Raw genomic sequence first — 24,887 nt, forward strand, 5'->3', positions numbered from 1 at the left:
TACTTTGTATTCAAGGAGAAAGTAATGACAACGCATCGCAGTGAAAAAGACTCTATGGGCGCTATCGAGGTGCCCGCCGATAAGCTATGGGGCGCGCAGACCCAGCGTTCGCTGGAACATTTCCGCATCTCGACGGAAAAAATGCCGGGCGAACTGATTTATGCGCTGGCGCTGACCAAACGGGCGGCGGCGAAGGTTAACCAGGATCTGGGATTACTGGCGGCAGAGAAGGCCGGGGCAATTATTCAGGCTGCCGATGAAGTGCTGGCTGGCAACCATCCCGATGAATTTCCGCTGGCTATCTGGCAGACCGGCTCCGGCACGCAAAGCAACATGAACATGAACGAGGTGTTGGCCAACCGCGCCAGTGAACTGCTGGGCGGCGTGCGCGGCATGGAGCGCAAAGTTCATCCTAATGATGACGTGAATAAGAGCCAGAGTTCTAACGACGTCTTTCCGACCGCGATGCATGTGGCGGCGATTATCGCGCTGCGCGAAGCGCTCATCCCCCGGCTCACGGTGCTGAAACAGACGTTGAGCGACAAAGCGGCTGCCTTCAACGACATCGTTAAAATTGGCCGTACGCATCTGCAGGATGCGACGCCGTTAACGCTGGGGCAGGAGTTCTCCGGCTGGGTGGCGATGCTGGAACACAATCTGCGCCACCTTGAACTGAGCCTGCCGCACCTGAGCGAGCTGGCGTTGGGCGGTACCGCCGTTGGCACCGGTCTGAACACCCATCCTGAATATGCCGTGCGGGTGGCGGCGGAACTGGCGACCCTCAGCGGTCAGCCGTTCGTCACTGCGCCGAATAAATTTGAGGCCCTGGCGACCTGCGATGCGCTGGTCCACGCCCACGGAGCGCTGAAGGGGCTGGCGGCCTCGTTGATGAAGATTGCCAACGATGTGCGCTGGCTGGCTTCCGGCCCGCGTTGCGGGATTGGTGAAATCGCCATTCCGGAAAATGAACCCGGCTCGTCAATTATGCCTGGCAAGGTTAACCCCACGCAGTGCGAAGCGCTGACGATGCTGTGCTGCCAGGTCATGGGCAATGATGTAGCGGTCAATATCGGCGGGGCATCCGGCAACTTCGAACTCAACGTCTATCGTCCAATGGTGATTCATAATTTCCTGCAATCGGTGCGCCTGCTGGCGGACGGGATGGAGAGTTTTAATGAGCACTGCGCGACCGGTATTGAACCGAACCGCGAGCGCATCGCCCAGTTGCTCAATGAGTCTCTGATGCTGGTCACGGCGCTGAATACCCATATTGGCTATGACAAAGCGGCGGAAATTGCCAAAAAGGCGCATAAGGAGGGGCTGACCCTGAAAGCCTCCGCGTTAGCGCTGGGCTATCTGACGGAGGCCGAATTTGACAGCTGGGTGTGTCCGCAAGAGATGGTGGGCAGTATGACTACTCGTTAGCCAGCCACAGATGCAGGCGCGGGATCAGCAGCCTGAGCGATTGCGCCTGCGGCTTATAGCGATACTGCACATTATCCGCATCGTAGTTCAGCAACTCGCCGATATCCGGCACGCTCCCCCCCTGCGTGCCGGATATCAGCGTGATAAGCGGGCCAGGGCAGGCGTACTGCACCTGTTTCTGCTCACCGGCGTACCAGACGCGGGCAATAGGCTGGACCTTCACCGGCCGCTTGATCTTAAGCTTTGCCCGCTGCGGCAGAGCGGCGATATCCTGATACTCTCGCTCCAGTTTGCTTTGCCACTGCTCGCGCGTCCACGGCGGTACCGCGCGCGGCGATTGCAGGCTTTTTTCCAGCTGCAGCAGCACCTCATCACGAGTGAGATTTTTAATCACATGCTTATTAGCCCAGCCGAAGCGAATAGTGCTCGGGTCGCATAGCACCGTCAAGGTGCGATAGGCGCTGAGGGTGATAAGCCCCGGCAGATGACGGTGGACCCATTCAAAACGCGCCGCGGTGGGCAGGCCGGAATCGACGGTGACAATTTTTTCGAAAGCGGCTTTCAGCGCGTTAATGTGGGAAATGTTCTGCAGTAACGCTGACTGCTCCTCGCCAGCGGTTTGCAGACAGATAGCGCCGGGGAGGCGGACCGCCGCCTTGCTGCTGCGGCTTTCCGATTGTTGCTGAATGAACAGATGGCTGTAGTGCCTGAGCGCCATCTCCAGCGCCGGTTGCCCGATGTGCTGGACCACCTCAATGGTCTCCAGCGGGTCGTGTTCCGCCTCTTTACTGACCGCCGGCAGTTCAAACACCCGGGCGGCCAGCAATCGGCAGGCGCGCAGGCGCTGCTGGAGCAGCTGGAGCTCGCGTTCCAGCTGGCGAAAGGTATCATTCAGACGTTCAACGAGGTCATAGCTGGCCATAGTGCCCACCTTAGTTACAACATACTGTTTGATTTTAACTATACGCAGGCCGAAGCACCTGCGCAAGTGGGGTCAGGCAGCGCTCAAATTGGGCAACTGATGATAGACTGGCCAGCTAAAACAAAAGCGAGCGCCGCCCAGAGAACTGGCGCCGCAGCTCACCTCGCCAGACATGGCCTGGGCGATACTGTGAACAATCGCCAGCCCAAGCCCGCAGCCGCCGGTGGCCCGGTCGCGGCTAGGATCGAGACGGACAAAGGGCTCAAACACCCGCTCGCGTTCCTCCGGGTCGATGCCCGGGCCGTCATCTTCAACCTGTAAGGTTGCTCGCGAACCCTGTAGCGTCAGGCTGACCTGAATCCGCTGGTTGCTGTAGCGCAATGCGTTGTTGACGAGATTATCCAGCACGCGTTCCATCAGACGCATATCAAGCGCGCCGTAATCCCCGGCGACCACTTCATGTAACGCCACATCGCGTTGGGGATTAACCATCTGAATCTCTTCAACGTGCGCCGCTATCCAGGCGGGGAAATCAGGCGTCGTCAGATGAAGTTCGTTCTGCGGACGGTCCAGGCGGGCGTAGGTCAACAGCTCCTCGATTAAGGCTTCCAGCTGACCAATATCGCGGTTCAGCGCCTGGGATTCCGCCTCGGTCAGGTTTTCACTCATCTCCAGACGATAGCGCAGGCGCACCAGCGGCGTACGCAGCTCGTGGGCAATCCCGTCGATCAGCAGTTTCTTGCTGGCGATCAGGGCGTTGATATTGTCGGCCATCTGGTTAAAGGCCACGCCCAGACGTTCAAAGCTGGACATACTGTCGAAATGAATGCGCTCGGTAAAATGTCCCTCGCCAAAGCGCTGGGCCGCGGTCTCAAGGCGCAACATATCCTGCCAGTGGGGACGCATCCAGATAAACACCGGAAAGGCCAGCGAAATGGCGATGAAAGCCATCAGGGAGACATCCAGCAAACGCATCTCATGGAGGAAATAGAGATAGGGGACGGGGCCTACCGACAGAACGTAGTGGCTGCGCGGGATACGTTGAATAAAGGTGTACTCATCATCGAGGGCGACAATATCCCCGGCGCGCAGATGCTGCATCGAGTTTTCTGAGAGCTTATATTTACTCAGCGGCTCAATATGCAGATCGAATGACAGATTAAGATCCAGCTCCTTTAGCGTTTTGCTCCAGTCGCGGGGCGGGGTTTCTCGCAGCTCGCTACGCATCAGATACAGCGAGCTTTTCATCAGATCGTCCAGCGATTGCCGACCCGCACGTTCGGCGGTGAATTTATACACCAGCCCCACCAGCATGGTCATCACCAGGAAGCAGACGAACAGCAGAAGGTAAAACTGCACAAACAGCTTTTTCATAAAATACCACCGAAATATAGACGGTTAACTATATCGCTTTTCCGTTCATGAGCGCTACCGGCAGGCCGATATTCGCCCGCCTGATTCACCGGCCGCGCTCCGCATCCAGCGGTTTAACTCGCTAATATGGCTGCCCGAGCGTAAAACGGGTCGCGAAAGCGGTATAGCACGAAGAGGCGTCCGGCGCGCGTCGGGGAAGCGGCAGTGAATTGTCGGGAATCGTCAGTGCGCCTGCCGATGGCAGGCGCCAGGAGACGCCAGCAAAAACCACCCGCAGGTGGTTTTGTCGTGGTTACGGCCGCAGGGACGTTAATTGTCCCAGGCGTGAGGAGCGAACAGATACCCTTTATTGCGCACCGTCTTGATGCGATAGGGCTCGGTCGCGCTGTCGAGCAGTTTTTTGCGCAGGCGTGATATCGCCACATCCACGCTGCGATCCATCCCATCGTAACTGACGCCGCGCAGGTTTTTCAGCAGCGCATCACGATCCATAATCTGTCCGGCGTGGGTGGCCAGTTCCCATAACAGCTCAAAATCAGCCGTTGACAGCGCCACGCTCTCGCCACCGAGCAGCACCTGACGGTTAACCGGGTCGATGAGCAGGGAACCGAATGCAATCGATTTATGCGGCGTAAGCGATGCCGGGGTATGGGCCACGGGAGTGGCGACGTGCTGGCGTAAATGCAGGCGCAGGCGCGCCAGTAATACGGCCGGCGGCGTGGTCTTCAGAATGTAATCGCTGGCGCCCATTTCCAGCGACAAAATATGGTTCATATCGCTGTCAAGCGAGGTGAGCAACACAATCGGACCTTGCCACTGGCCGCGCAGATCGCGGCATAGCGTCATGCCGTCTTTGCCTGGCAACATAATATCCAGCAACACCAGGTCGGGTTTCTCCCGCGCGATAACCTCTTCAGCCCGGTCACCTCGCGGCTCAACCACCACTTCCATATCGTGCTTTCCGAGATAAGCGGCGATCAGAGCGCCAACTTCCGGATCATCCTCAACAAAAACGATCTTATTCATATCTTACTTGTACTGGAAAAAGAATTAACATACACCGCCGCCAGGCTACCTGCCATTACTCTTTTATAAAAAAGACGTCATCCTTCACACTGTCCCGGCGTTCGCTTCGCGCGTTGGGCGCCCGGCGGGTTAACCAGGCTCGGGAGGGGGCGATGCGAATGATATTGTGAATATATGTACTTCCGTTATGCTACATCAACTTGTTGTTTAAATGTTAAGGCTAAAGGAATGGGGTTGTTGATTAAAGGGCTGCTCGGAGCGCTGGTCGTGGTACTTATCGGCATACTGTCTAAAAGCAAAAATTATTATATTGCCGGTTTAATTCCGTTATTTCCGACCTTCGCCCTGATTGCACATTATATTGTGGCCAACGAGCGCGGGATTGAGGCGCTGCGAACCACGATAATCTTCGGGATGTGGTCAATCATTCCCTATTTTATCTATCTGCTGTTGCTCTGGTACTTTATCGGCATGATGCGCCTGCCGTGGGCACTGGCGGGCGCAGTTGGCGGCTGGGGACTGTGTGCCTGGCTGCTGATCCTCGTCTGGAGCCGCTGCCACTAACGCAGGTGTCTGCCGCCATCCACGGCAAAAGAGCGGCCCGTAACGAACCGGCTGGAGAACAGATAATCGAGCAGGTCGATAATCTCTTTTTCGCCCGCCACGCTTTTCATGAGCGATTTATCCAGCGCCTGCTGGCGATATTCAGCGTCGTCGCCCTCGTTAAACATAATTAGCGAAGGGGCAATTGCGTTAACCTTAATCTCCGGCGCCAGCTTGCGGGCAAATGAGCGGGTCATATTATCCAGCGCGGCTTTACTGGCCGCGTAGGCAATATGTTTATCGCTGCCGCGTTCAACGACATAGTCAGTGATATGAATAATATCGCTGGCGGCGTGCCCGTGTCCGCGCAGGAGCGTTTCCAGCGCGTGGTTGAGCAAATAGGGGGCATGAACGTGGATCTGCATCATGCTGGCCAGCACCGTGGTGAGCGGAACGCCCGGCTTTTCAGCCATCCAGCCGCTAGCGTTATGAATGATAGCGCGCAGCCCGTCGGCGGCGTGGAGTTTGACCGCTTCGGCGAAGGCCATTATCTGGTCATCGGTACTAAAATCGGCGGCAAGACAGATGGCTCCGGCGTTGCGCAGCGCGTCAATGGCCGGGTAGTGCGTGCGATAGCTGACGATAACAGGCTGCTGCTGCTCCAGAAAATGGTGCGCCAGCGCAAGGCCGATGCGGCGGCCTCCACCGGTGATAAGTATCGGGCGAGGCTGTCGGACAGTCATGAGTATCTCCTTTGAGTTCAGCAGCAGGGCGACCGCTTACCCCACCAGCATCCACGTTGCCGGTATAGCGGCAACCAGCAAAAAACCAATTAAGGCTAATTCACGGCGTTTGAGCATGCGATCGTGCTGGTGCGTACGGCGAGCGTACAGGAACACCAGAAGACCCGGAGCGTAAAGTATCACTGACAACAATAAATGCACAGGGCCAGACGCATATAATAACCATAAGCCATAAAGACATGCGCCGACACCGACCGCCTTATGCAGCGGACGTACCGCAATCTTCAGCAGGAAGGCGCCCACGAGGAAATAGGGCACCAGAATCATCTCGGAGGCGATGGTCAGTAACGTATTGTAGTCGGACCTTGTCAGCCAGATCAGCACCAGCGATACCTGAACGCTGATATTGGTTAACCACAGCGAGGCCGACGGGGCGTTGTTTTTATTCTGCCGGGCGAAGCGGCGCGGAAATGCTTTATGCGTCGCGGCGAGCCACGGGACTTCTGCCGCCATAATGGTCCAGCTCAGGTAGGCGCCGCACACGGAAATAATCAGCCCGGCAGCGATGACCACTTCGCCCCATGAGCCCATCATCTTCACCATCAGACCGGCCATCGACGGATTACGCATTTCGGCCAGTTCCGGACGGGCGACCACGCCTAACGAGAGCAGAGTCACCAGCAGATACACCGTCAGCGCCGAAAGGACCGCCAGCAGCGTCGCGCGGCCGACATCCTGTTTATTGCGCGCACGCGCGGAAACCACGACCGCGCCTTCCACACCGATAAATACCCACAGGGTGATCAGCATGGTGTTCTTCACCTGTTCCCAGACCGGTACGCCGAGCGCCAGGCCGCTAAAATCAAGGCGGAACCTCTCCAGACGAAAGGTGATAACGGCGAGAATAATAAAGGCGCCGAGCGGGATCAGCTTCGCCAGGGTGGCGACCAGGTTAATGCCTGCGGCGGTCTGGACGCCGCGCAGGACCAGAAAGTGCACGATCCACAGCAGCAGCGAAGCGCCTACGATGGCCTGCCAGGTATTACCGCTACCGAAAATAACGGCGTCCGGAGTGTCGGTAAAGAAGCTGAGCGCGGCAAAGACAATCACCAGATAAGAGACGTTGGCGATCACCGCGCACAGCCAGTAGCCCCAGGCCGAGCAAAAACCGACGACCTCGCCGAAGCCTTCGCGGGCATAGGTGAAGATACCGCCGTCAAGATCGGCGCGAATACGGGTCAACAGCAGCATAGCGAAGGCGAGGAATAAAATCCCCACGCCGGTGATCGCCCAGCCAATCAGCAGAGCCGCAGGGCTGGCGACGGCCGCCATATTTTGCGGCAGGCTGAACACACCTGCGCCCAGCATTGAGCTCAGTACCAGTGCGGTCAAGGCGCTGAGGCCCAGTTTCTTTTCCATTGTATTCTCGGGGTGACGGCGGTGAATCAAGAATATTTATTTGGCGAAATCGCATAAAAATGGAGGATTACGCTAAGGCGCGGGATTTTACGGAGTGTCTTGGGTGCATGCAATGGCGGCGGATGAAAAAAAACAAAAAGGCGGCAAGATGCCGCCTTTTTGTCCAGGTCGACGCGATTATTTATACAGGTCTGCGCTGATGGTGATGTTGCCGCCACGTTCCTGCCACTGGCGGGTAATGTGGTAGTACTTCGCCCCTTTCTTCGCCGCGCGCTTGGCGGTCTGGTACGAAATCTCGGTCATGTTGCCGTAATTACCGGTGAACTTGATGCTGTCAAACGGCACCATCTGGGCGGCGGTTATCTTGTTCACTTCTTCGATTTTGGTGCCATCCGGCAGCGTGACGGTGTAACGTCCGCCTTTTGATGACTGCGTTTCGAAGAAACGACCTACGCCGGTACCGGAACCGACCGCTGCGCTGGTGGCAACGCCTGGAATTTCGACGTTTTTCGCGGCGCTACCGCCTTCAGCCAGCGCTGCGCGCCCGGCTTCAGAGTCGGCCGGGATCGCGTCCGGGCTCTGCAGAACGCGTTTTTTCGCATCGGCTTTATAGATATAGGCAGTGATACGCTGGTTGCCGCCCTGGTTGGCATCAACCTGACGAACGATAAAGAAGGAGGCGGCGCCTTTGGCTTTCGCCGCTTTGGTGATCGCATCATTCACTTCCGGCTGGCTGCGATAAAAGCCCTGCACGGTCACGGTATCAAAAGGCTCAAGCTCGACGGCCTGATCCTTAGGCAATTCCATGACGCCATTAATGACGCGATTTTTCGGGGCATCCGCCTGCGGGGCATTGTTTTTATACAAATCCGCCGTTACGCGCCAGTTGCCGCTGTTGCCATAATCAGAAGTGTCGACAACATAAAATGAGGCAGCGCCATCTTTGTCCGCTTTGCGGGACATGGCTTTTACCGCATCGCCGATGGCAGTAAAACGGCCCGTGATCACGACACGATCGTAGGGTTTTAGCGCCGCCGCCTGCTCCGGAGTCAGCTCGGTCGCTGCATGGGCTGACAACGCTGTCGTAGCCAGGAGAGCAGACGCCAGGAGTGAGTTCTTAAGCTTCATAAAAATAATCCTTTGCCTTGCGCAAACCATGTACTGGTATTGTTGTTGACTGATAACGCTCGATTATTGCATTTAAAAGGCGTGACTGTCTGCGTCATTTTTTGCTTACCGCCCGAAACGTGCATCACAATAATATAACAATTTCTGATATGTTGAAAAAACAGCCGCTTGACCAGCAAAATTGATAATCAATACCACTTTTATAAGTTAACGTAATGTTAATAGTGTGTTCTTACTGGCGATTAATGGCGTATAACAGCATCAGTTAAGCGATTTATCAGGTCTGGTCATGAATTTAAGGTAAATATTGCTGCCTGACACGGTTCACGATGCGTTTTACCAATAAAATCAAAATTTCTGTTTTATCGCAGTAGATCACAATCGCTATTTTCAGTAGGTTATAAAAAGTTTGTTACTGTTTCATTTTTTCAGTCAATGGCAAAGAAACGGCATGTTTTGCCGCTTAACCGTCGTCTGTAAGAAAAGAACAACCATCATCAAAAACCGATGGAAGGGAAAACTATGCGTATCGGGGTACCAAAAGAACGGTTTGCCAATGAAACCCGCGTCGCTGCCACGCCGAAAACGGTGGAGCAGCTGCTAAAACTCGGGTTTACCGTTGCCGTTGAAAGCGGCGCGGGTCATCTGGCAAGTTTCGATGACGAAGCCTTTGTCCAGGCGGGTGCTGAAGTTGTAGACACCGCTGAAGTCTGGCAGTCATCCATTATTCTGAAGGTGAACGCACCGGAAGAACATGAAATTGCATTACTCAATCCGGGCACTACGTTGGTGAGCTTTATCTGGCCGGCGCAAAATCCTGAGTTGATGCAGAAATTAGCGGCTCGCGACATCAACGTGATGGCGATGGATTCGGTGCCGCGTATTTCCCGCGCCCAGTCGCTGGATGCGCTCAGCTCGATGGCCAACATTGCCGGCTATCGCGCGATTGTAGAAGCGGCTCACGAATTTGGCCGCTTCTTTACCGGCCAGATCACCGCTGCCGGGAAAGTCCCGCCGGCGAAGGTCATGGTTATTGGCGCCGGCGTCGCCGGACTGGCGGCTATCGGCGCGGCGAACAGCCTCGGCGCGATTGTCCGTGCGTTCGATACGCGTCCAGAAGTGAAAGAGCAGGTGCAGAGTATGGGCGCCGAGTTTCTGGAGCTGGACTTTAAAGAAGAGGCGGGCAGCGGCGACGGCTATGCCAAAGTGATGTCCGAAGCCTTTATCAAAGCTGAAATGGCGCTGTTTGCCGCGCAGGCCAAAGAGGTGGACATCATCGTCACCACGGCCCTGATCCCGGGCAAACCGGCACCGAAGCTGATTACCCGCGAAATGGTCGACTCGATGACCGCGGGCAGCGTGGTGGTCGACCTGGCATCGCAGAACGGCGGCAACTGTGAGTACACCGTGCCTGGCGAAGTGGTGACTACCGCCAACGGCGTGAAGATCATCGGCTATACCGACCTTCCTGGCCGTCTGCCGACGCAGTCCTCGCAGCTGTACGGGACTAACCTGGTCAACCTGCTGAAGCTGCTGTGCAAAGAGAAAGACGGCAATATCGCCATCGATTTTGACGATGTCGTGGTGCGTGGCGTGACGGTGGTTCGTGAAGGCGAAGTCACCTGGCCTGCGCCGCCGATTCAGGTTTCTGCCCAGCCGCAGGCGGCGGCCAAGCCTGCTGATGCGCCGAAAGAAGCAGAAAAACCAGCCTCTCCGTGGCGCAAATACGCGCTGATGGCGCTGGTGATTATTCTGTTTGGCTGGCTGGCGAACGTGGCGCCGAAGGAGTTCCTCGGTCACTTTACCGTTTTCGCGCTCTCCTGCGTGGTGGGTTATTACGTGGTATGGAACGTTTCTCATGCGCTGCACACGCCGCTGATGTCGGTGACCAACGCGATTTCAGGGATTATCGTTGTCGGAGCATTACTGCAGATAGGCCACGGTGGCTGGGTCAGCTTCCTGAGTTTTATCGCGGTGCTGATCGCCAGCATTAATATTTTTGGTGGTTTCACCGTTACTCAGCGCATGCTGAAAATGTTCCGCAAGAACTAAGGGGTAGCACATGTCTGGAGGATTAGTTACAGCTGCATACATTGTTGCCGCTATTCTGTTTATTTTTAGCCTTGCGGGGCTGTCAAAGCACGAAACCTCGAAGCAGGGCAACCTGTTCGGGATGGCCGGGATGGCTATCGCGCTGCTGGCGACCATTCTCGGGCCGGATACCGGCAACGTGGCATGGATAATCCTGGCGATGGTGATCGGCGGCGCGATTGGTATTCGCCTGGCGAAGAAAGTTGAAATGACCGAAATGCCGGAGCTGGTTGCCGTACTGCACAGCTTTGTCGGCCTGGCCGCGGTGCTGGTAGGCTTTAACAGTTACCTGCATCACGAAGCGGGTATGGAACAGATCCTGGTGAATATTCACCTGACGGAAGTGTTCCTCGGCATCTTCATCGGTGCGGTGACCTTCACCGGTTCGATTGTGGCCTTTGGCAAATTGCGCGGCAAGATTTCGTCTAAACCGCTGATGCTGCCGCAGCGCCATAAGCTGAACCTGGCGGCGTTGGTGGTTTCCTTCCTGCTGTTGGTAGCCTTTGTTCGTACCGACAGCACCGGAACTCAGGTTCTGGCGCTGCTGGTGATGACGGTCATCGCGCTGGCCTTTGGCTGGCATCTGGTGGCGTCGATCGGCGGGGCAGATATGCCGGTCGTGGTCTCAATGCTGAACTCCTACTCGGGTTGGGCGGCGGCGGCGGCGGGCTTTATGCTCAGCAACGACCTGTTGATTGTGACCGGGGCGCTGGTAGGTTCGTCGGGTGCGATTCTGTCTTACATTATGTGTAAGGCGATGAACCGCTCATTCTTCAGCGTGATTGCCGGCGGTTTTGGCACCGATGGGGCCTCGACCGGTAGCGATGAAGAAGTGGGCGAACACCGCGAAATCAGCGCTGAAGAAACCGCGGAAATGCTGAAAAACTCGCACTCGGTGATCATCACCCCGGGCTACGGTATGGCGGTGGCGCAGGCGCAGTATCCGGTGGCGGAAATCACCGAAAGGCTGCGCGCTCGCGGCATCAAGGTACGCTTTGGTATTCATCCGGTTGCCGGTCGTTTGCCAGGGCATATGAACGTGCTGCTGGCGGAAGCGAAAGTGCCGTACGACGTGGTGCTGGAAATGGATGAGATCAACGACGATTTCACCGATACCGATACCGTGCTGGTTATTGGCGCCAACGACACCGTTAACCCGGCGGCGCAGGACGATCCGAAGAGTCCTATCGCCGGGATGCCGGTGCTGGAAGTGTGGAAAGCGCAAAATGTGGTGGTCTTTAAGCGTTCGATGAACACAGGCTATGCCGGTGTTCAGAACCCGCTGTTCTTCAAAGAGAACACCCATATGCTGTTTGGCGATGCGAAAGCCAGCGTCGACGCGATTCTGAAAGCGTTGTAATGGTTTGCCATCCTAAATAATGTTTGATTCTGAAGCCGTCTCTGCTGAGACGGCTTTTTTATATATACAGCAAGGTCATGAATTGCTCATAAAATCGTCGGGCCGCAGTGTTATACTAAGCCTGTTTTTTCATCACTCTGAGGATATTATGGATACCGAATTAACCCCGGCGCAAATGGCAATCGAGTTTCTGCGTCGCGACCCAACAGTATTAACCCCCGCGCAGTACCTGAAAAAATTCAAACTTCTTGAGCTGGAATTTGCCGATTTGATGTCGCTCTCCTCCAGCGAGCTGAAAGAAGAGATCGATCATGCCTGGCGCTTAGGTATCCATTAAAAACTGTTGCTGTGTCTATATTGTCAATGACGGGGCCGTAAGGCCCTTTGTTTTTTCGCTAGCCGGGAAGACAGCGGACGAGTAAGCGCTAAAAAAATCCCCCGCCGAAGCAGGGGAACATGTTTTATACCGCATCAACCCGCGAGGATTAATCGTCGTCCTCGTCATCCATTTCAACCGGCGTTTTGTACTGCTCAGGTTTGAGAACCAGCAGGTCGCAGCGCAGATGGTCGATGACCTGCTCGGCGGTATTACCAAGAAAGGCCGCTGACAGTCCGGTACGTCCGACGGTGCCCAGAACGACAATCCCCGCCTGCAGGTGTTCAGACAGGTCAGGAATGACCTCTTCCGGTAGCCCTTTTTCAACGTGGGTACGGTTTTCATCAATGCCGAATTTTTGCCGCAGGGCCTTCATGGCCAGCAGATGCTGACCGCGAATGGCATCGTTGTAGATACTGGGGTCAAAATCGGGTAGTTCGATAGCGATATTAATCGGCGTTACCGGGTAGGCCCCCACCAGATGGACTTCGGTATGGTTGACCTGGTCCGCCAGTTCGAGGGTTTCTTTAACCAGTTTTTCGTTTAACGCGTCGTGGTAATTTTCTTCGCTGGCGAGATTGACGGCCACCAGCGCCTTGCCGCCTTCCGGCCACGGCTGATCTTTAACCATCCAGACCGGACATGGACATTTACGCAGCAGATGCCAGTCGGTCGGGGTGAAAATAACGGCCTCCAGCTTGTCATGCTGGTGCGCCATTTTCAGCAGCAAATCGTGTTTGTCGCTGAGGATTTCCTGAATAATGGCTTCGAAGGGGCGATTGTGCCACACCACCTTAATATCAATAGGAATGCCGGACTCAATATAAAAGCGGGCCTGTTCTTTGATCCAGGCGCTACGTTGGCTGATAACTCCCTGGCGCATCGCCGTTCGCTCGTCGGGCGACAGCAGGGTCGTCATCTCATAGGAAAAATCGTAGATCGGCAAAAAGGCTTTGATGCGTCCACCAATCCGTTGGTGTAGATACACCGCGCGCCGCAATGCAGGCTGGTCGTCCTGATTGGGGTCGATTACTACCAGCATGTTCTGATACTTCGCCATACAGGGTCTCCTTACAACTGTAACTACAGTCTGTAATTAAAAAGATAACCCATATGGATGAAATGAAACAGGGGATGACCCTGGCCAGATCAACAAATCAGAAAAAAAATGAGCGATCTGGCGGGGGGATAAAGAGGAATCAGGCGACGTTGCGGGCCTGACCCGCGAGCTGAGCAAGCAGGTCGCTATTTTCGATGGTGATGTATTTGCCTTTTACCGCCAGCATGCCGCTTTTCTGGAAACGACCCAACAGGCGGCTGATGGTTTCGACGGTCAGACCGAGATAGTTGCCGATATCGCCGCGGGTCATCGTCAGGCGGAATTCGCGAGGTGAAAACCCGCGCTGTGCGAAACGACGGGACAAATTATAAATAAAGGCCGCCAGGCGCTCTTCCGCATTCTTTTTGGAAAGCAGCAGGATCATATCCTGGTCGCCTTTGATCTCGCCGCTCATCAGACGCATCATCTGCTGGCGCAGATTCGGCATTTTACCGGAAAGGTCGTCCAGGGTTTCGAAAGGGATTTCGCAGACCATTGAGGTTTCCAGCGCCTGGGCAAAGCTCGGATGCAGCGCGGTACCGATGGCGTCAAAGCCAACCAAATCACCCGCGAGGTGGAAGCCGGTAATCTGCTCGTCACCTTGTTCGGTAATGGTATAGCTTTTGATGGTACCAGAACGAATCGCATACAGAGATTTCAGCTCATCACCAGCTTTGAATAAGGTTTGCCCTTTCTGGATTGGCTTTTTACGCTCGATGATATTATCCAGCTGATCAAGCTCGTGCTCGTTCAGAGTAAAAGGGATGCAAAGCTGACTGATGCTGCAATCCTGACAATGGATTGCGCAACCGCCAGACTGAATGCGTCGTATAATTCTCTTTTCCGGGATCATAAGTCTGCTCAAGCCTTAATTGATATTGGTCAATTTTAACATCTTTTTGGTGAGCAGGTAAGCCTCGAACCCGTGAAACACGTAATATTAAAAGGGTAAAACTCTTACCACTTTTATCTCATTGATAACTAATACAATATTCACCTGATCCTTATTGTAAAATTGCCTGATACTTCCGATAAAAAGCACGTAGCGTTAAAGAAGCAGATACCCCTCATGGCGCAATAACCACTCTTTCCGCTGCACGCCGCCGGCATAGCCGGTCATGGTGCCATTTCGCCCAATGACACGGTGGCAGGGCACGACTATGCTGACCGGGTTTGAGCCGTTGGCCGCGCCGACCGCGCGCGCGGCGCCTGGGCGCCCCAGTGTTTCCGCCAGCTGGCCGTAATGCATCACCTGGCCGCAGGGAATGGTGCGCAGGGCTTGCCAGACTTCACGTTGAAAAGGGGTGCCTGCCGTTGCCGTCGGCAGCGTCTCGATGATGCCGAGATCGCCGGCGAAGTAGGCATCAAGCTGGTGACTCAGCCCGCCGGGATTGCGGGCATCGATGCGCTGATAACCTTCACCACGGTAGTGCAGATCAAGCAGTTGCGTCATACGGTCGCTATGCTCGTCCCACTCGACGGCGCGCAGGCGAAACTGCTCGTCGCATAGAATCCATAACGGCCCCAGCGGGGTGTCGATTTTGTCCTGCAGCAGTACCAGCATCGTTTCTCCTTGTTACCTGATTAACCAGATAATTATGCGCTACATTGACAAGATATCACGCGCTCCGTTCCGGCAACTATACTCCTGAAAGATAATCCACCGCTGTGCCGATTTTAAAAAACGACTACGTTGCTCCCCAGGCGGTGAAGTGCCTCGTCACGCGCGCGGCGGAGGGTGACCTGGTTGCGACCACCCGCTTTTTCACGACAGGTGCGGGTAAATTCCCGGACCGATGGGTAAACCCAGCCAATACCATATCACCAGCATCAGTAGCCACACGACGAGGAATATCAGCGGATAAGGCAGAACGAGTGAATAATAGGTGCCGAGTTTCGCATCCGATCGATAGCGCTGCAGGAAGCCAAGAAACAGCGGGACAAACGGCGATACCGGCGCCAGTGGCAGGACCGACGAATCCGCGATGCGGAACAGAATCTGCGCAAAGGCCGGATGAAACCCGAGCAGCATAAACATCGGCACAAAGATCGGCGCCAGAATGGACCAGATTGCCGAGCCGCTGGCGATGAACATACAGAGAAATGCCGACAGCAACGCCAGGCCAACAAAGGCCGGCACGCCGTTCATTCCCGCTTGTTCCAGTAAATCAGTCAGCCCCACGGCTATAAATTTCCCCATATTGCTCCAGTTAAACATGGCAACAAACTGGGCCAGCGGGAACACCATGACGATAAACCCGGCCATCTCTTTCATCGGTTCGATCATTAACGGCGGCAAATCCGCCTGACGACGAATTTTCCCGGTGGCAATACCGTAGGCCAGAGAGACGAAAAAAAAGAAAAAAATAATCAGCGGCACAATGCCTTTAATAAAGGGTGAGGGCATTACCGTATGGGTGACGGGATCGCGCAGAATACCGTTTTGCGGCACGACCGTGACGGCTATCAGGGCGATAAAAACCAATGACGCGATACCGGCAACCCGCAACCCGAAGCGCTGCTCAGGCGTCAGCGCCTGGAGTTTGTCTTCGCTGCGGCCTGCCCATGTTCCCAGCCGTGGTTCAATCAACTTATCGGTGATGAGCCCGCCAACCAGGGTCAGAACGATCACCGAACTGGCCATGAAATACCAGTTATCGATGACGCTGACATGCAGCGAGCCACCCAGCGTCTTTGCCGCCTCGGTGCTGATGCCTGAGAGCAGCACATCGGTGGTGACAATCAGCAAATTAGCGGTGAATCCACAGCCGACGCCAGCGATTGCCGCCAGTAATCCCGCGACCGGGTGGCGACCGACGGCGAGAAACATTAGCGCGCCTAACGGCGGCATAATCACCAGGGCGGCGTCGGATGAGATATGGCTAAAAAAGGCGATAAACAGCACCATATAGCTGGCGTAGCGCGCGCTGACGTGCGAGGCCATTTTGACCATCAGCGCCGGCAGCAGGCCTACCCGTTCGGCAAGCCCGGCGCCGAGCACCAGCGCCAGAATCGCCCCCAGCGGCGCAAACCCGCTGAAGTTCTTGATGACGTTCGGCAGAAACCAGTGCAGCCCTTCGATGCTGAGCAGATTTTTGACTACCACGGTGGAGCCGTCGGTTGGGTTGGTAACCCCCACGCCAAAGGCAGATAGCGCGGCGGTGGCTACCGCCAGCGCCACGATCAGGTAAATAAACAGCAAAAAAGGGTGCGGAACCTTATTGCCGATCTTTTCAACCCAGCTGTACAGCTTCCCGTTGGGGGAAGGCGACGGTATGGATGACATACTCATGGGCATTCCTCAGTCGTTGTTGTGTTAGTTGTGATGTTTGTTGTGTGAGTGGTTTTTTATTTTAAAGGTGACGGTGTCACGTCTTGCGGGATCGGGCAATGATATGGCCGTTCCGCCAGCTGTTGCGCCAGTTCTTGTTGACTGGCTTGTAGCAGCGCGCTGTCGGTGAGCAGGCGGCAAGCCGTGGCCCCGAGCACTTTTCCGGCCAGCAGCATGCCTTTATGGGCAATAGCGGTACGGCCCTGGCTCACCAGCTGCCAGGTATGTAGCGGTGTGCCGACGGCAAAACAGGGGCTAAAACATTGGGCGACCGGCGTTTTCCAGCTGACGTCGCCCACATCGGTTGACCCAGCGAGGAGGTTATCCGTCACCGCCCAGGGCGCGACTTCATCGATCAGCACCGTTTCCCGGTGGCGACGGGCGAAGCGTTTTCCCTCTTCACCGCCGGTGGCGGCGATATTTTTCAGGCTGTTGTTGAGGTCGTTCGCGCTTAAGGTTGCACGAATTTCGTCGGCAAACGCGCGATCCTCCTCGCTCCATGACGGTGTGCCGTAGTGGCAAACGGCCTCATACATCGCCGCCTCCAGCGTGCGGTTCGGTAAATAGCTGGAGCAGGCTTTCTCGAAACGACAGGCGACCGATGTTTCCGTCATCAGCGCCGCGCCCTGGGCGATTTTCTCGATGCGGGCATAGATTTGCTGCGCATCCGCCATCTCCGGCGCGCGGATTAAATAGAGCACTTCCGCCTGAGCCTGGACCACGTTGGGGGAAATGCCGCCGCTGTCGGTAATGGCATAGTGGACACGCGCTTTCTCAATAATGTGTTCATTGAGGAAGTTGCTGCCGGTGGTCATCAGCGTGACGGCATCCAGCGCGCTGCGGCCCAGATGCGGCGAGTTGGCGGCGTGGGCGGCGGTGCCGCTGAAACGCCAGGCGGCCTGAATGTTGGCCAGCGTGCTGGTGCTGAACATCCCGGCGTAGGCTTCCGGGTGCCAGGTTAGCGCGGCGTCCACATCGTCAAACAATCCTTCGCGTACCATAAATGTTTTGCCGGAACCCCCTTCTTCCCCGGGACAGCCGTAGAAACGAATCGTCCCGCAACCACCGTGCTGCACCAGCCAGCTCTTACAGGCGATGGCGGCTGCCAGCGCCGCGGTGCCCAGCAGATTGTGGCCACAGCCGTGGCCGTTCGCTCCTGGCGTCGCGGCAGCAGGATGCGCACAGTGCGCCTGCTGACTGAGCCCGGCCAGCGCATCATATTCACCCAGCAGGGCAATCACCGGCTCTCCGCTGCCGTAGCTGGCGACAAAAGCGTTCGGGATCCCGCCGGCCTCACGGCAGACCTGAAAACCTTCGGCTTCAAGGGCGACGGCCAGCCGTTGGGCTCACCAGAACTCCTCAAAGCGCGTTTCCGGATGGTCCCAGATGGCATCGGCGATGGCGGTCAACTCCCCGGCGCGGGCGGTAATCGCCTCATCAACATAGCGGTAGAGGGCCTCCATTACACACCTCGCTGCCAGGGGAAATTGAGCGCGGCGAGGGCCAGGGTTTCCACGGCGATGGCCATCACGTTCTCATCAAAATCGAATCGTTCGTTGTGGTGGCCGGCGCTGAGTTCCGTGCCAAAAACCATATATGAGGCCAGACCATGATGTTGTTGCACCCGGGCCATCATCAGGGTGGCATCCTCGGAGCCGGCAGGGGCGGCAATACGGTCGATAGCCTGTTCCACGCCGGGAACCCCGGCCGCCTGCTCACGCAGATAGTTTACCCATGCCGGGGACGGAGCGCTGGAGGTCGCTGCGCCCATCAGACGTACCTCGACGCGGGCACCGTACATCGCGGCCGCGCCCTGGATAACCTCCTGCGCGCGGTCATACACATAGCGGTTGATCTCTTCCGTTTCACCGCGGGTTTCCACCTTCAGTAGCGCGCCGGATGGCACAACGTTCCGTCCGGTTCCCGCCTGCATGACCCCGACGTTGACCCGCGACGCGCCAGCGCTATGCGGCGCGATGGCGTGCAGACCAATCGCCGCCTGCGCCGCGGCGAGCAGCGCATTACGCCCGTCTTCCGGTTTACCTCCGGCGTGAGCCGCGACCCCGGTGAATACCACGTCGAATTTGGTGGTCGCCATAAAATTATCGCTGCCGCACACCACGGTACCGGCCGGTACGCCGGTTCCGATATGGATAGCGGTAAAGTAATCGACATCATCCACCACCCCAGCGGCGACCATCGCCCGCGCGCCGCGGGTACCTTCCTCCGCAGGCTGGAAAATCAGCTTGATGACGCCGTGCAGTCGATCGGCATACTGTTTCAGAACATGGGCCAGGCCAAGGCCGATGGCCGTATGACCATCATGCCCGCAGGCGTGCATCATCCCTGGGTTACAGGAGGCAAAGTCCTCGCGAAACGGACGGTGCTGGCCGTCGCTATGTTCATGCAGATCGAGGGCATCCATATCGACGCGAAAGGCCAGCGTGGGGCCGGGACGCCCGCTATCAAGCGTGGCGACGATACCGGTGAAGCCGCCTTCAAACTCACTCAGCCACGGTTCCGGCGCGCCTTGCTCGCGGGCGCGCTGAAAAGCGTTGGCCAGGGTACTTTCATCCGGTAACCCCATCCGGCTATCGGCATCGATTACGTCGCGACCCAGCGTCAGGTCGTAGCCCAACTGATGCAACTGTTCTGCAACTTTACTGGCGGTGCGGAACTCGACCCAGCCGGACTCGGCATGATGGTGTAAATCGCGCCGCCATTGCGTCATCTCTGGCAGCAGTTGATGGATGTATTCATTGAGTAGCGGCATAACCTGTCCTGTCATATGTAAAATGTGATAAGGCTCACGATGTGATAGCTTTTGCTTATCGCTGGTGGCTTTTTCATCAGTGCATTGTTACGTTGCCACAACACTTTGCATTACAGTAGATGCCATTTTCTTCTGTTTGATAAACAATGGTTATCACTACGGCGATGTCTTTTCAGATTAAATTTCACCAAATTCGCGCCTTCGTTGAAGTGGCGCGTCAGGGCAGTATTCGCGGCGCCAGCCGGACGCTGGCGTTATCGCAGCCGGCCTTGACCAAGGCCATTAAAGAGCTGGAAGAGGGGCTGTCCGCCCAGTTGTTCGTGCGCCGCAGCCAGGGGGTATCGTTAACCGAAAATGGCGAAAGTTTTTATCAGCACGCCAGTTTGATTCTTGAGGAGCTGCGGGCGGCGCAGGAGGATCTGCTGCAGCGCCAGGGGGCGTTGACCGGGCAGATCAATATTGGCCTCGGCGCCAGCGTGGCGCGCTCGCTGATGCCCTCGGTGATTTGTCGTTTTCATCAGCAGCACCCGCTGGTGAAGGTGCGGATCATGGAGGGTCAGTTGCTGTCGATGATCAACGAACTGCGGCAGGGGGAGCTCGACTTCACCATCAATACTTATTATCCCGGCCCCTACGATCATGAATTCAGCTTTGAGAAGCTGTTTGAAAAACCGTTTGCGGTCTTCGCCCGCGTCGGACATCCCGCGACCCAGGCGACCTCGATTGAGCAACTGCTGCACTACAGCTGGACCATGCCGACCCCGCGCGGCAGCTACTTTAAGCAGCTCCAGGATCTGTTTAGCCACCGTTCGCAGATCCCGCATGTCGGCATCGTGTGCGAAACCTTCTCTTCCTGCATCAGTCTGGTGGTACAGAGCGATTTCCTGAGTATTTTACCGGTTGAGCTGGGCAACGACCCGATGATTGCCGACAAGCTGGTGATGATCAAGGTGAGCGAAACGTTGCCGAAAGCGACCTATTATCTGATCCAGCGCCGCGACGCGCGGCAGACGCCGCTAACGGCCTCGCTGATTACCCAGTTTCGCCGACAAAGCCGCCATCAGTTTCCCGCCTGAGCCGGCAGGGCAAATTGTCGCCGGTTGTCGACAAACGCATTGAGGACGCCGGGCGCGGCGGCTATAGTAGCCTCCGGTAGCAGCCGGAGGAGTGCACATGAATCTTGACGACAAATCGCTATTTCTTGGCGCCATGGAGGACGTTCAGCCTCTGAAGCGCGGCAATGACGTTCATTGGCATCCGGAACGCAACCCGCGCCCGACGCAGCGTCTCGATGTCCTGCAGCTCGATAATTTTCTCACTACCGGTTATCTCGATATTCTGCCGCTGACGACCGCGCTGGAATTTAAACGCGAAGGGCTGCAAAACGGTGTGCTGGATAAGCTGCGGCTGGGGAAATATGACCCGCAGGCGAGCCTGAATCTGTTGCGCCGTCCGGTCGAACAGTGTCGGAAAATGCTGTTTGCCTTTGTGGTGCAGGCGCAGAAAGAGGGGCTGCGCAATCTGCTGATCGTCCACGGAAAAGGGCGGGAAGACAACGCGCACGCCAATATCGTGCGTAGCTATCTGGCGCGCTGGCTGGTCGAACTGCCCGAGGTCCAGGCGTTCTGCGTGGCCTCGGCACAGCATGGCGGCAGCGGAGCGTGTTACGTCGCGTTGCGCAAATCCGCCGAAGCGAAGCAGGAAAACTGGGAACGTCACGCCAAGCGCAGCCGCTAGCGCAGCAGCAGCGTCAGCTCGCGGGCCGCTTTTTGCAGCTCGGGTAGCACCCTTTCCAGCATCTCGCGAGTGGAGACCTGCCCGGCATGCACGCCGACGTTCAGCGCGGCCTGTATCTGGCCCTGCGGGTTGAACAAGGGCACCGCCAGCGAGCGCAGTCCCATTTCCAGCTCCTGATCGTTGAGCGCGTAGCCCTGCTGCTGGACACGCTTCAGCTCCGCGCGCAGCTTGTTCACCGAATCCACCGTTTGCGGGGTGTAGCGAATCATCGTGACCCGCGCCAGCATATCGTTGAGCTTCCCTTCCGGCAGATGGCTTAACAGCACGCGCCCCATCGAGGTCGCCCAGGCCGGCAGGCGGCTGCCGATATCCAGATCGATGGTCATAATTCGCGAACTGGAGGCGCGGGCAATGTAGAGAATATCGTCGCCATCGAGGGTGGCTATCGAGCAGGACTCGTTCAGCATTTCGCTCAGATGTTTCAGTACCGGCTGCGCCGAACGCGCCAGCGGCGTGGAGGCTAACCACGCGTGGCCGAGGGCCAGAATACGCGGGCGCAGCTGGAAATTTTTGCCATCCTCCGCATAGACGAACCCCAGTTTGCCCAGGGTGTACAGGCAGCGGCGCACCGCCGCGCGCGGAATGCCGGTCTTCTGACTGATTTGCGAGATAGACAGGAGCGGGCGTTGCGGGGTGAAGGCCTGAATCACTTCCAGCCCGCGAGCCAGCGAGGCCATAAAGTTCGGATCGCCTTTAAACGGATCGCTGTCGCCCGTCAGTAAATCGTCTGGATGCTTCTCCATTTTCTTCTCCATATTTGCCATCGATCACATTCTTTCGCTAAAGATATACGATGTTCGATTATCGCACCATATTTCGATTATCGCCCTTGACCAACATCGTTAAGCGGGTCACATTTTGTGCGAACAACGCATAAAAGTGCGATTACCGCACGTAAAGGAGCGACCTGATGATTGATAAAAGCGTGTCGACGCTAAGTGACGCCATCGCCGGGATTCACGACGGGGCGACCATCATGATCGGCGGTTTTGGCCCCGCCGGTCAGCCAACGTACCTGATTGATGCCCTGATTGAACAGGGCGCCCGCGAACTCACCATTATCAACAACAATGCGGGCAACGGCGAAGTTGGCCTGGCGGCACTGCTGAAGGCCGGACGCGTGAGAAAGATGGTCTGTTCTTTCCCGCGCCAGGTTGACTCGCAGATTTTTGACGATCTTTATCGCCGCGGCAAAGTGGAGCTGGAACTGGTCCCGCAGGGGAACCTTGCGGCGCGAATCCAGGCCGCTGGCGCCGGTCTGGGGGCGATATTTACCCCGACCGGCTACGGCACGCCGCTGGCTGAAGGCAAAGAGACCCGCGAAATCGACGGTCGCCATTACGTCCTCGAATATCCGATCAAGGCCGATTTTGCCCTGATCAAAGCGCATCAGGCGGATCGTTGGGGCAATCTGGTGTACCGCAAAGCGGCGCGCAACTTCGGCCCCATTATGGCCACCGCCGCAAAAACCACCATCGTTGAAGTCTCCCGCCTGGTGAGCCTTGGCGACCTTGACCCGGAAAACGTGATAACCCCGGGGATTTTCGTCCAGCGAGTGTTCTCGCTGGAACACCTGACCACCGCACAACGCGCCTGAGGAGCCAGCTATGCAAAAACTAACCCGCGATGAAATGGCCCAGCGAGTGGCGCGCGATATCCCGGAAGGGGCCTATGTTAACCTGGGCATCGGTTTACCTACGCGCATCGCCAACTATCTGCCGACCGACAAAGAAGTGTTTCTGCACAGCGAAAACGGCCTGCTGGGGATGGGCGGCAAGCCGCAGCCGGGTGAAGAAGATCCGGAGCTGATTAATGCCGGTAAAGAGTACGTGACCCTGCTCAAAGGCGGCTGCTTTTTCCATCACGGCGACTCCTTCGCCATGATGCGCGGCGGTCACCTCGATATTTGCGTACTCGGGGCGTATCAGGTCTCCGCCCGTGGCGATCTCGCCAACTGGAGCACCGGCGCGCCGGACGCGATCCCGGCGGTGGGTGGGGCGATGGATCTCGCCATCGGCGCACGTCAGGTGTTTGTGATGATGGACCATCTGACCCGCGACGGCGAGTGTAAGCTGGTTGAACAGTGCAGCTACCCGCTTACCGGCGTGGGCTGCGTCAGCCGGATCTACACCGACCTGGCGGTCATCGACATCACCGCGAGCGGCCCGGTGGTACGGGAAATTTTCAACGGCCTCTCTTTTGAGGAACTGCAGCGCATCACTCCGGTGGCGTTGACCTTCGAACATCTGGCGGAAAGCGCATAAGGAACCTATGATGAATCAGGCATTTATCTGTGATGCGGTACGTACACCGTTCGGCCGTTTTGGTGGTACGCTGGCAACAATGCGCGCCGATGATTTGGCCGCTCTGCCGCTGAAAGCGCTGCTGGAGCGGAACCCGGGGCTGGATCCCGCGCGCATTGATGACGTGATTTACGGCTGCGCAAACCAGGCCGGGGAAGATAACCGCAACGTTGCCCGTATGGCGCTGCTGCTGGCCGGACTCCCGCAAACGGTGCCGGGCAGCACCATTAACCGGCTGTGCGGCTCCAGCCTTGATGCGATCGGCGTTGCCGCGCGGGCCATCAAAAGCGGCGAAACTCAGCTGATGATCGCTGGCGGCGTGGAGAGCATGTCGCGCGCGCCGTTTGTGATGGGCAAGGCGGAGAATGCCTTCAGCCGTAACATGCAGATTGAGGATACGACGATCGGCTGGCGCTTTATCAACGCCCGGATGAAAGCATTGTACGGCGTGGATTCAATGCCGGAGACCGCCGAGAATGTCGCCGTTGATTTTGCCATTTCACGCGCCGATCAGGACGCTTTTGCGCTGCGCAGCCAGCTGCGTACTGCCGCGGCGCAGGAGGCCGGACGGTTTGCGGATGAGCTGATAACGGTCTCTGTCGCGCAGCGTAAAGGCGACCCGCTGCTGTTTACCCGCGATGAACACCCGCGCAGCACGACTGCGGAAGCGCTGGCGAAACTCAAAGGGGTGGTGCGTCCGGACGGTTCGGTGACCGCGGGGAATGCCTCGGGGGTTAACGACGGCGCCTGTGCCTTGCTGCTGGCCGGCGAATCGGCGCTGGTGGCCAACGATCTGCAACCGCTGGCCCGGGTTGTCGGCGTGGCGACGGCGGGCGTGGCGCCGCGCATCATGGGCTTCGGTCCGGCTCCGGCGGTCCGTAAAGTGTTGGCGCAGACCGGACTGACGCTGGAGCAAATGGATGTCATTGAATTAAATGAAGCGTTTGCCGCGCAGGCGCTGGCGGTGACCCGCGATTTAGGGCTGGCCGACGATGCGCCCCACGTCAACCCCAACGGCGGCGCCATTGCGCTGGGCCATCCTCTGGGGGCGTCGGGCGGGCGTCTGGCGATGACCGCCGCGTATCAGCTGCGCCGCACCGGTGGTCGCTATGCGCTGTGTACCATGTGTATTGGCGTCGGCCAGGGTATTGCGCTGATTATTGAACGTGTTTAAGGA

Annotated in this window: 22 protein-coding genes and 1 pseudogene; 10 read left to right on the forward strand and 13 right to left on the reverse strand. The window is 57.0% G+C overall.

Features of this window, described 5'->3' with window-relative positions; all coding sequences use genetic code 11:
• The first annotated feature begins 24 nt into the window (after window positions 1-24).
• Window positions 25-1,425 carry a class II fumarate hydratase gene (fumC, locus tag Electrica_RS11370; protein ID WP_141964505.1) on the forward strand — a complete coding sequence of 467 codons (1,401 nt, stop codon included), beginning with the start codon at window positions 25-27 and terminating at the stop codon, window positions 1,423-1,425.
• On the opposite strand, the gene tus is transcribed toward fumC, so the two are convergent.
• From tus to rstA, 3 genes are all read right to left on the reverse strand, one after another.
• Window positions 1,415-2,347, reverse strand: a complete 933-nt coding sequence (gene tus, locus Electrica_RS11375; RefSeq protein WP_141964506.1) for a DNA replication terminus site-binding protein — start codon at window positions 2,345-2,347, stop codon at window positions 1,415-1,417. The genes fumC and tus overlap by 11 nt on opposite strands.
• Before the next feature lie 72 nt (window positions 2,348-2,419).
• On the reverse strand, window positions 2,420-3,721 hold the full coding sequence (gene rstB / locus Electrica_RS11380) for a two-component system sensor histidine kinase RstB (protein ID WP_131049647.1): 1,302 nt from the start codon (window positions 3,719-3,721) through the stop codon (window positions 2,420-2,422).
• A gap of 309 nt (window positions 3,722-4,030) precedes the next feature.
• A complete protein-coding gene (rstA, locus tag Electrica_RS11385; protein WP_131049646.1) occupies window positions 4,031-4,747 on the reverse strand; it encodes a two-component system response regulator RstA in 717 nt (238 codons plus the stop codon).
• A 228-nt stretch (window positions 4,748-4,975) separates the two neighbouring features.
• Between rstA and Electrica_RS11390 the strand changes: the two genes are divergently transcribed.
• Window positions 4,976-5,311: a GlpM family protein gene (locus tag Electrica_RS11390; RefSeq protein WP_100685081.1), complete on the forward strand. Its 336-nt coding sequence runs from the start codon at window positions 4,976-4,978 to the stop codon at window positions 5,309-5,311.
• On the opposite strand, the gene folM is transcribed toward Electrica_RS11390, so the two are convergent.
• The 3 genes from folM to ydgH form a co-directional block, all read right to left on the reverse strand.
• Window positions 5,308-6,033, reverse strand: coding sequence for a dihydromonapterin reductase (gene folM, locus Electrica_RS11395; protein ID WP_141964507.1), 726 nt, complete (start codon window positions 6,031-6,033; stop codon window positions 5,308-5,310). The genes Electrica_RS11390 and folM overlap by 4 nt on opposite strands.
• Window positions 6,034-6,069: 36 nt before the next feature.
• On the reverse strand, window positions 6,070-7,452 hold the full coding sequence (locus tag Electrica_RS11400) for an amino acid permease (RefSeq protein WP_141964508.1): 1,383 nt from the start codon (window positions 7,450-7,452) through the stop codon (window positions 6,070-6,072).
• Between the two features lie 177 nt (window positions 7,453-7,629).
• Window positions 7,630-8,580 carry a DUF1471 family protein YdgH gene (ydgH, locus tag Electrica_RS11410; protein WP_100685077.1) on the reverse strand — a complete coding sequence of 317 codons (951 nt, stop codon included), beginning with the start codon at window positions 8,578-8,580 and terminating at the stop codon, window positions 7,630-7,632.
• Between the two features lie 522 nt (window positions 8,581-9,102).
• Between ydgH and pntA the strand changes: the two genes are divergently transcribed.
• The 3 genes from pntA to Electrica_RS11430 all read left to right on the forward strand — a co-directional run bounded on the left by pntA (window position 9,103) and on the right by Electrica_RS11430 (window position 12,368).
• A complete protein-coding gene (pntA, locus tag Electrica_RS11420) occupies window positions 9,103-10,632 on the forward strand; it encodes a Re/Si-specific NAD(P)(+) transhydrogenase subunit alpha (RefSeq protein WP_141964510.1) in 1,530 nt (509 codons plus the stop codon).
• 10 nt (window positions 10,633-10,642) lie between these two features.
• A complete protein-coding gene (gene pntB, locus Electrica_RS11425) occupies window positions 10,643-12,031 on the forward strand; it encodes a Re/Si-specific NAD(P)(+) transhydrogenase subunit beta (protein WP_141964511.1) in 1,389 nt (462 codons plus the stop codon).
• 148 nt (window positions 12,032-12,179) lie between these two features.
• A complete protein-coding gene (locus tag Electrica_RS11430) occupies window positions 12,180-12,368 on the forward strand; it encodes a YdiH family protein (RefSeq protein WP_131049641.1) in 189 nt (62 codons plus the stop codon).
• A 148-nt stretch (window positions 12,369-12,516) separates the two neighbouring features.
• Here Electrica_RS11430 and uspE read toward each other — a convergent pair whose 3' ends face one another.
• From uspE to Electrica_RS11460, 6 genes and pseudogenes are all read right to left on the reverse strand, one after another.
• Complete coding sequence (gene uspE, locus Electrica_RS11435; protein WP_100685073.1) at window positions 12,517-13,467, reverse strand: universal stress protein UspE; 951 nt, start codon at window positions 13,465-13,467, stop codon at window positions 12,517-12,519.
• A 139-nt stretch (window positions 13,468-13,606) separates the two neighbouring features.
• Window positions 13,607-14,359 (reverse strand): fumarate/nitrate reduction transcriptional regulator Fnr, encoded by a 753-nt coding sequence (gene fnr, locus Electrica_RS11440; protein WP_004862555.1) that lies wholly within the window; start codon window positions 14,357-14,359, stop codon window positions 13,607-13,609.
• A gap of 195 nt (window positions 14,360-14,554) precedes the next feature.
• Complete coding sequence (ogt, locus tag Electrica_RS11445; RefSeq protein WP_141964512.1) at window positions 14,555-15,070, reverse strand: methylated-DNA--[protein]-cysteine S-methyltransferase; 516 nt, start codon at window positions 15,068-15,070, stop codon at window positions 14,555-14,557.
• Between the two features lie 201 nt (window positions 15,071-15,271).
• On the reverse strand, window positions 15,272-16,798 hold the full coding sequence (gene abgT, locus Electrica_RS11450; protein WP_141964513.1) for a p-aminobenzoyl-glutamate transporter: 1,527 nt from the start codon (window positions 16,796-16,798) through the stop codon (window positions 15,272-15,274).
• Window positions 16,799-16,854: 56 nt separating this feature from the next.
• Window positions 16,855-18,300, reverse strand: a pseudogene (locus Electrica_RS11455) (M20 family metallopeptidase).
• Complete coding sequence (locus Electrica_RS11460) at window positions 18,300-19,610, reverse strand: M20 family metallo-hydrolase (protein WP_100685069.1); 1,311 nt, start codon at window positions 19,608-19,610, stop codon at window positions 18,300-18,302. Before Electrica_RS11460 ends, Electrica_RS11455 begins: the two are co-directional and overlap by 1 nt.
• Before the next feature lie 164 nt (window positions 19,611-19,774).
• On the opposite strand from Electrica_RS11460, the gene Electrica_RS11465 reads away from it, so the two are divergent.
• Complete coding sequence (locus Electrica_RS11465) at window positions 19,775-20,686, forward strand: LysR family transcriptional regulator (RefSeq protein WP_131049637.1); 912 nt, start codon at window positions 19,775-19,777, stop codon at window positions 20,684-20,686.
• Window positions 20,687-20,783: 97 nt separating this feature from the next.
• Window positions 20,784-21,347 (forward strand): DNA endonuclease SmrA, encoded by a 564-nt coding sequence (gene smrA, locus Electrica_RS11470; RefSeq protein ID WP_141964514.1) that lies wholly within the window; start codon window positions 20,784-20,786, stop codon window positions 21,345-21,347.
• Here smrA and Electrica_RS11475 read toward each other — a convergent pair.
• Window positions 21,344-22,150, reverse strand: coding sequence for an IclR family transcriptional regulator domain-containing protein (locus tag Electrica_RS11475; RefSeq protein WP_141964515.1), 807 nt, complete (start codon window positions 22,148-22,150; stop codon window positions 21,344-21,346). The two genes, smrA and Electrica_RS11475, sit on opposite strands and share 4 nt — an antisense overlap.
• A 167-nt stretch (window positions 22,151-22,317) precedes the next feature.
• Between Electrica_RS11475 and Electrica_RS11480 the strand changes: the two genes are divergently transcribed.
• The 3 genes from Electrica_RS11480 to pcaF are packed head-to-tail and all read left to right on the forward strand — an operon-like array spanning window position 22,318 to window position 24,884.
• Entirely contained in the window at window positions 22,318-23,004 is a 687-nt protein-coding gene (locus Electrica_RS11480) for a 3-oxoacid CoA-transferase subunit A (RefSeq protein WP_100685065.1), read from the forward strand.
• A gap of 10 nt (window positions 23,005-23,014) precedes the next feature.
• Window positions 23,015-23,671, forward strand: a complete 657-nt coding sequence (locus Electrica_RS11485) for a 3-oxoacid CoA-transferase subunit B (RefSeq protein WP_131049635.1) — start codon at window positions 23,015-23,017, stop codon at window positions 23,669-23,671.
• Between the two features lie 10 nt (window positions 23,672-23,681).
• Window positions 23,682-24,884, forward strand: coding sequence for a 3-oxoadipyl-CoA thiolase (pcaF, locus tag Electrica_RS11490; protein WP_100685063.1), 1,203 nt, complete (start codon window positions 23,682-23,684; stop codon window positions 24,882-24,884).
• Window positions 24,885-24,887 lie beyond the last annotated feature (3 nt).

This window comes from Klebsiella electrica, assembly GCF_006711645.1.
In the GTDB taxonomy this organism is placed as follows: Bacteria; Pseudomonadota; Gammaproteobacteria; order Enterobacterales; family Enterobacteriaceae; genus Klebsiella; species Klebsiella electrica.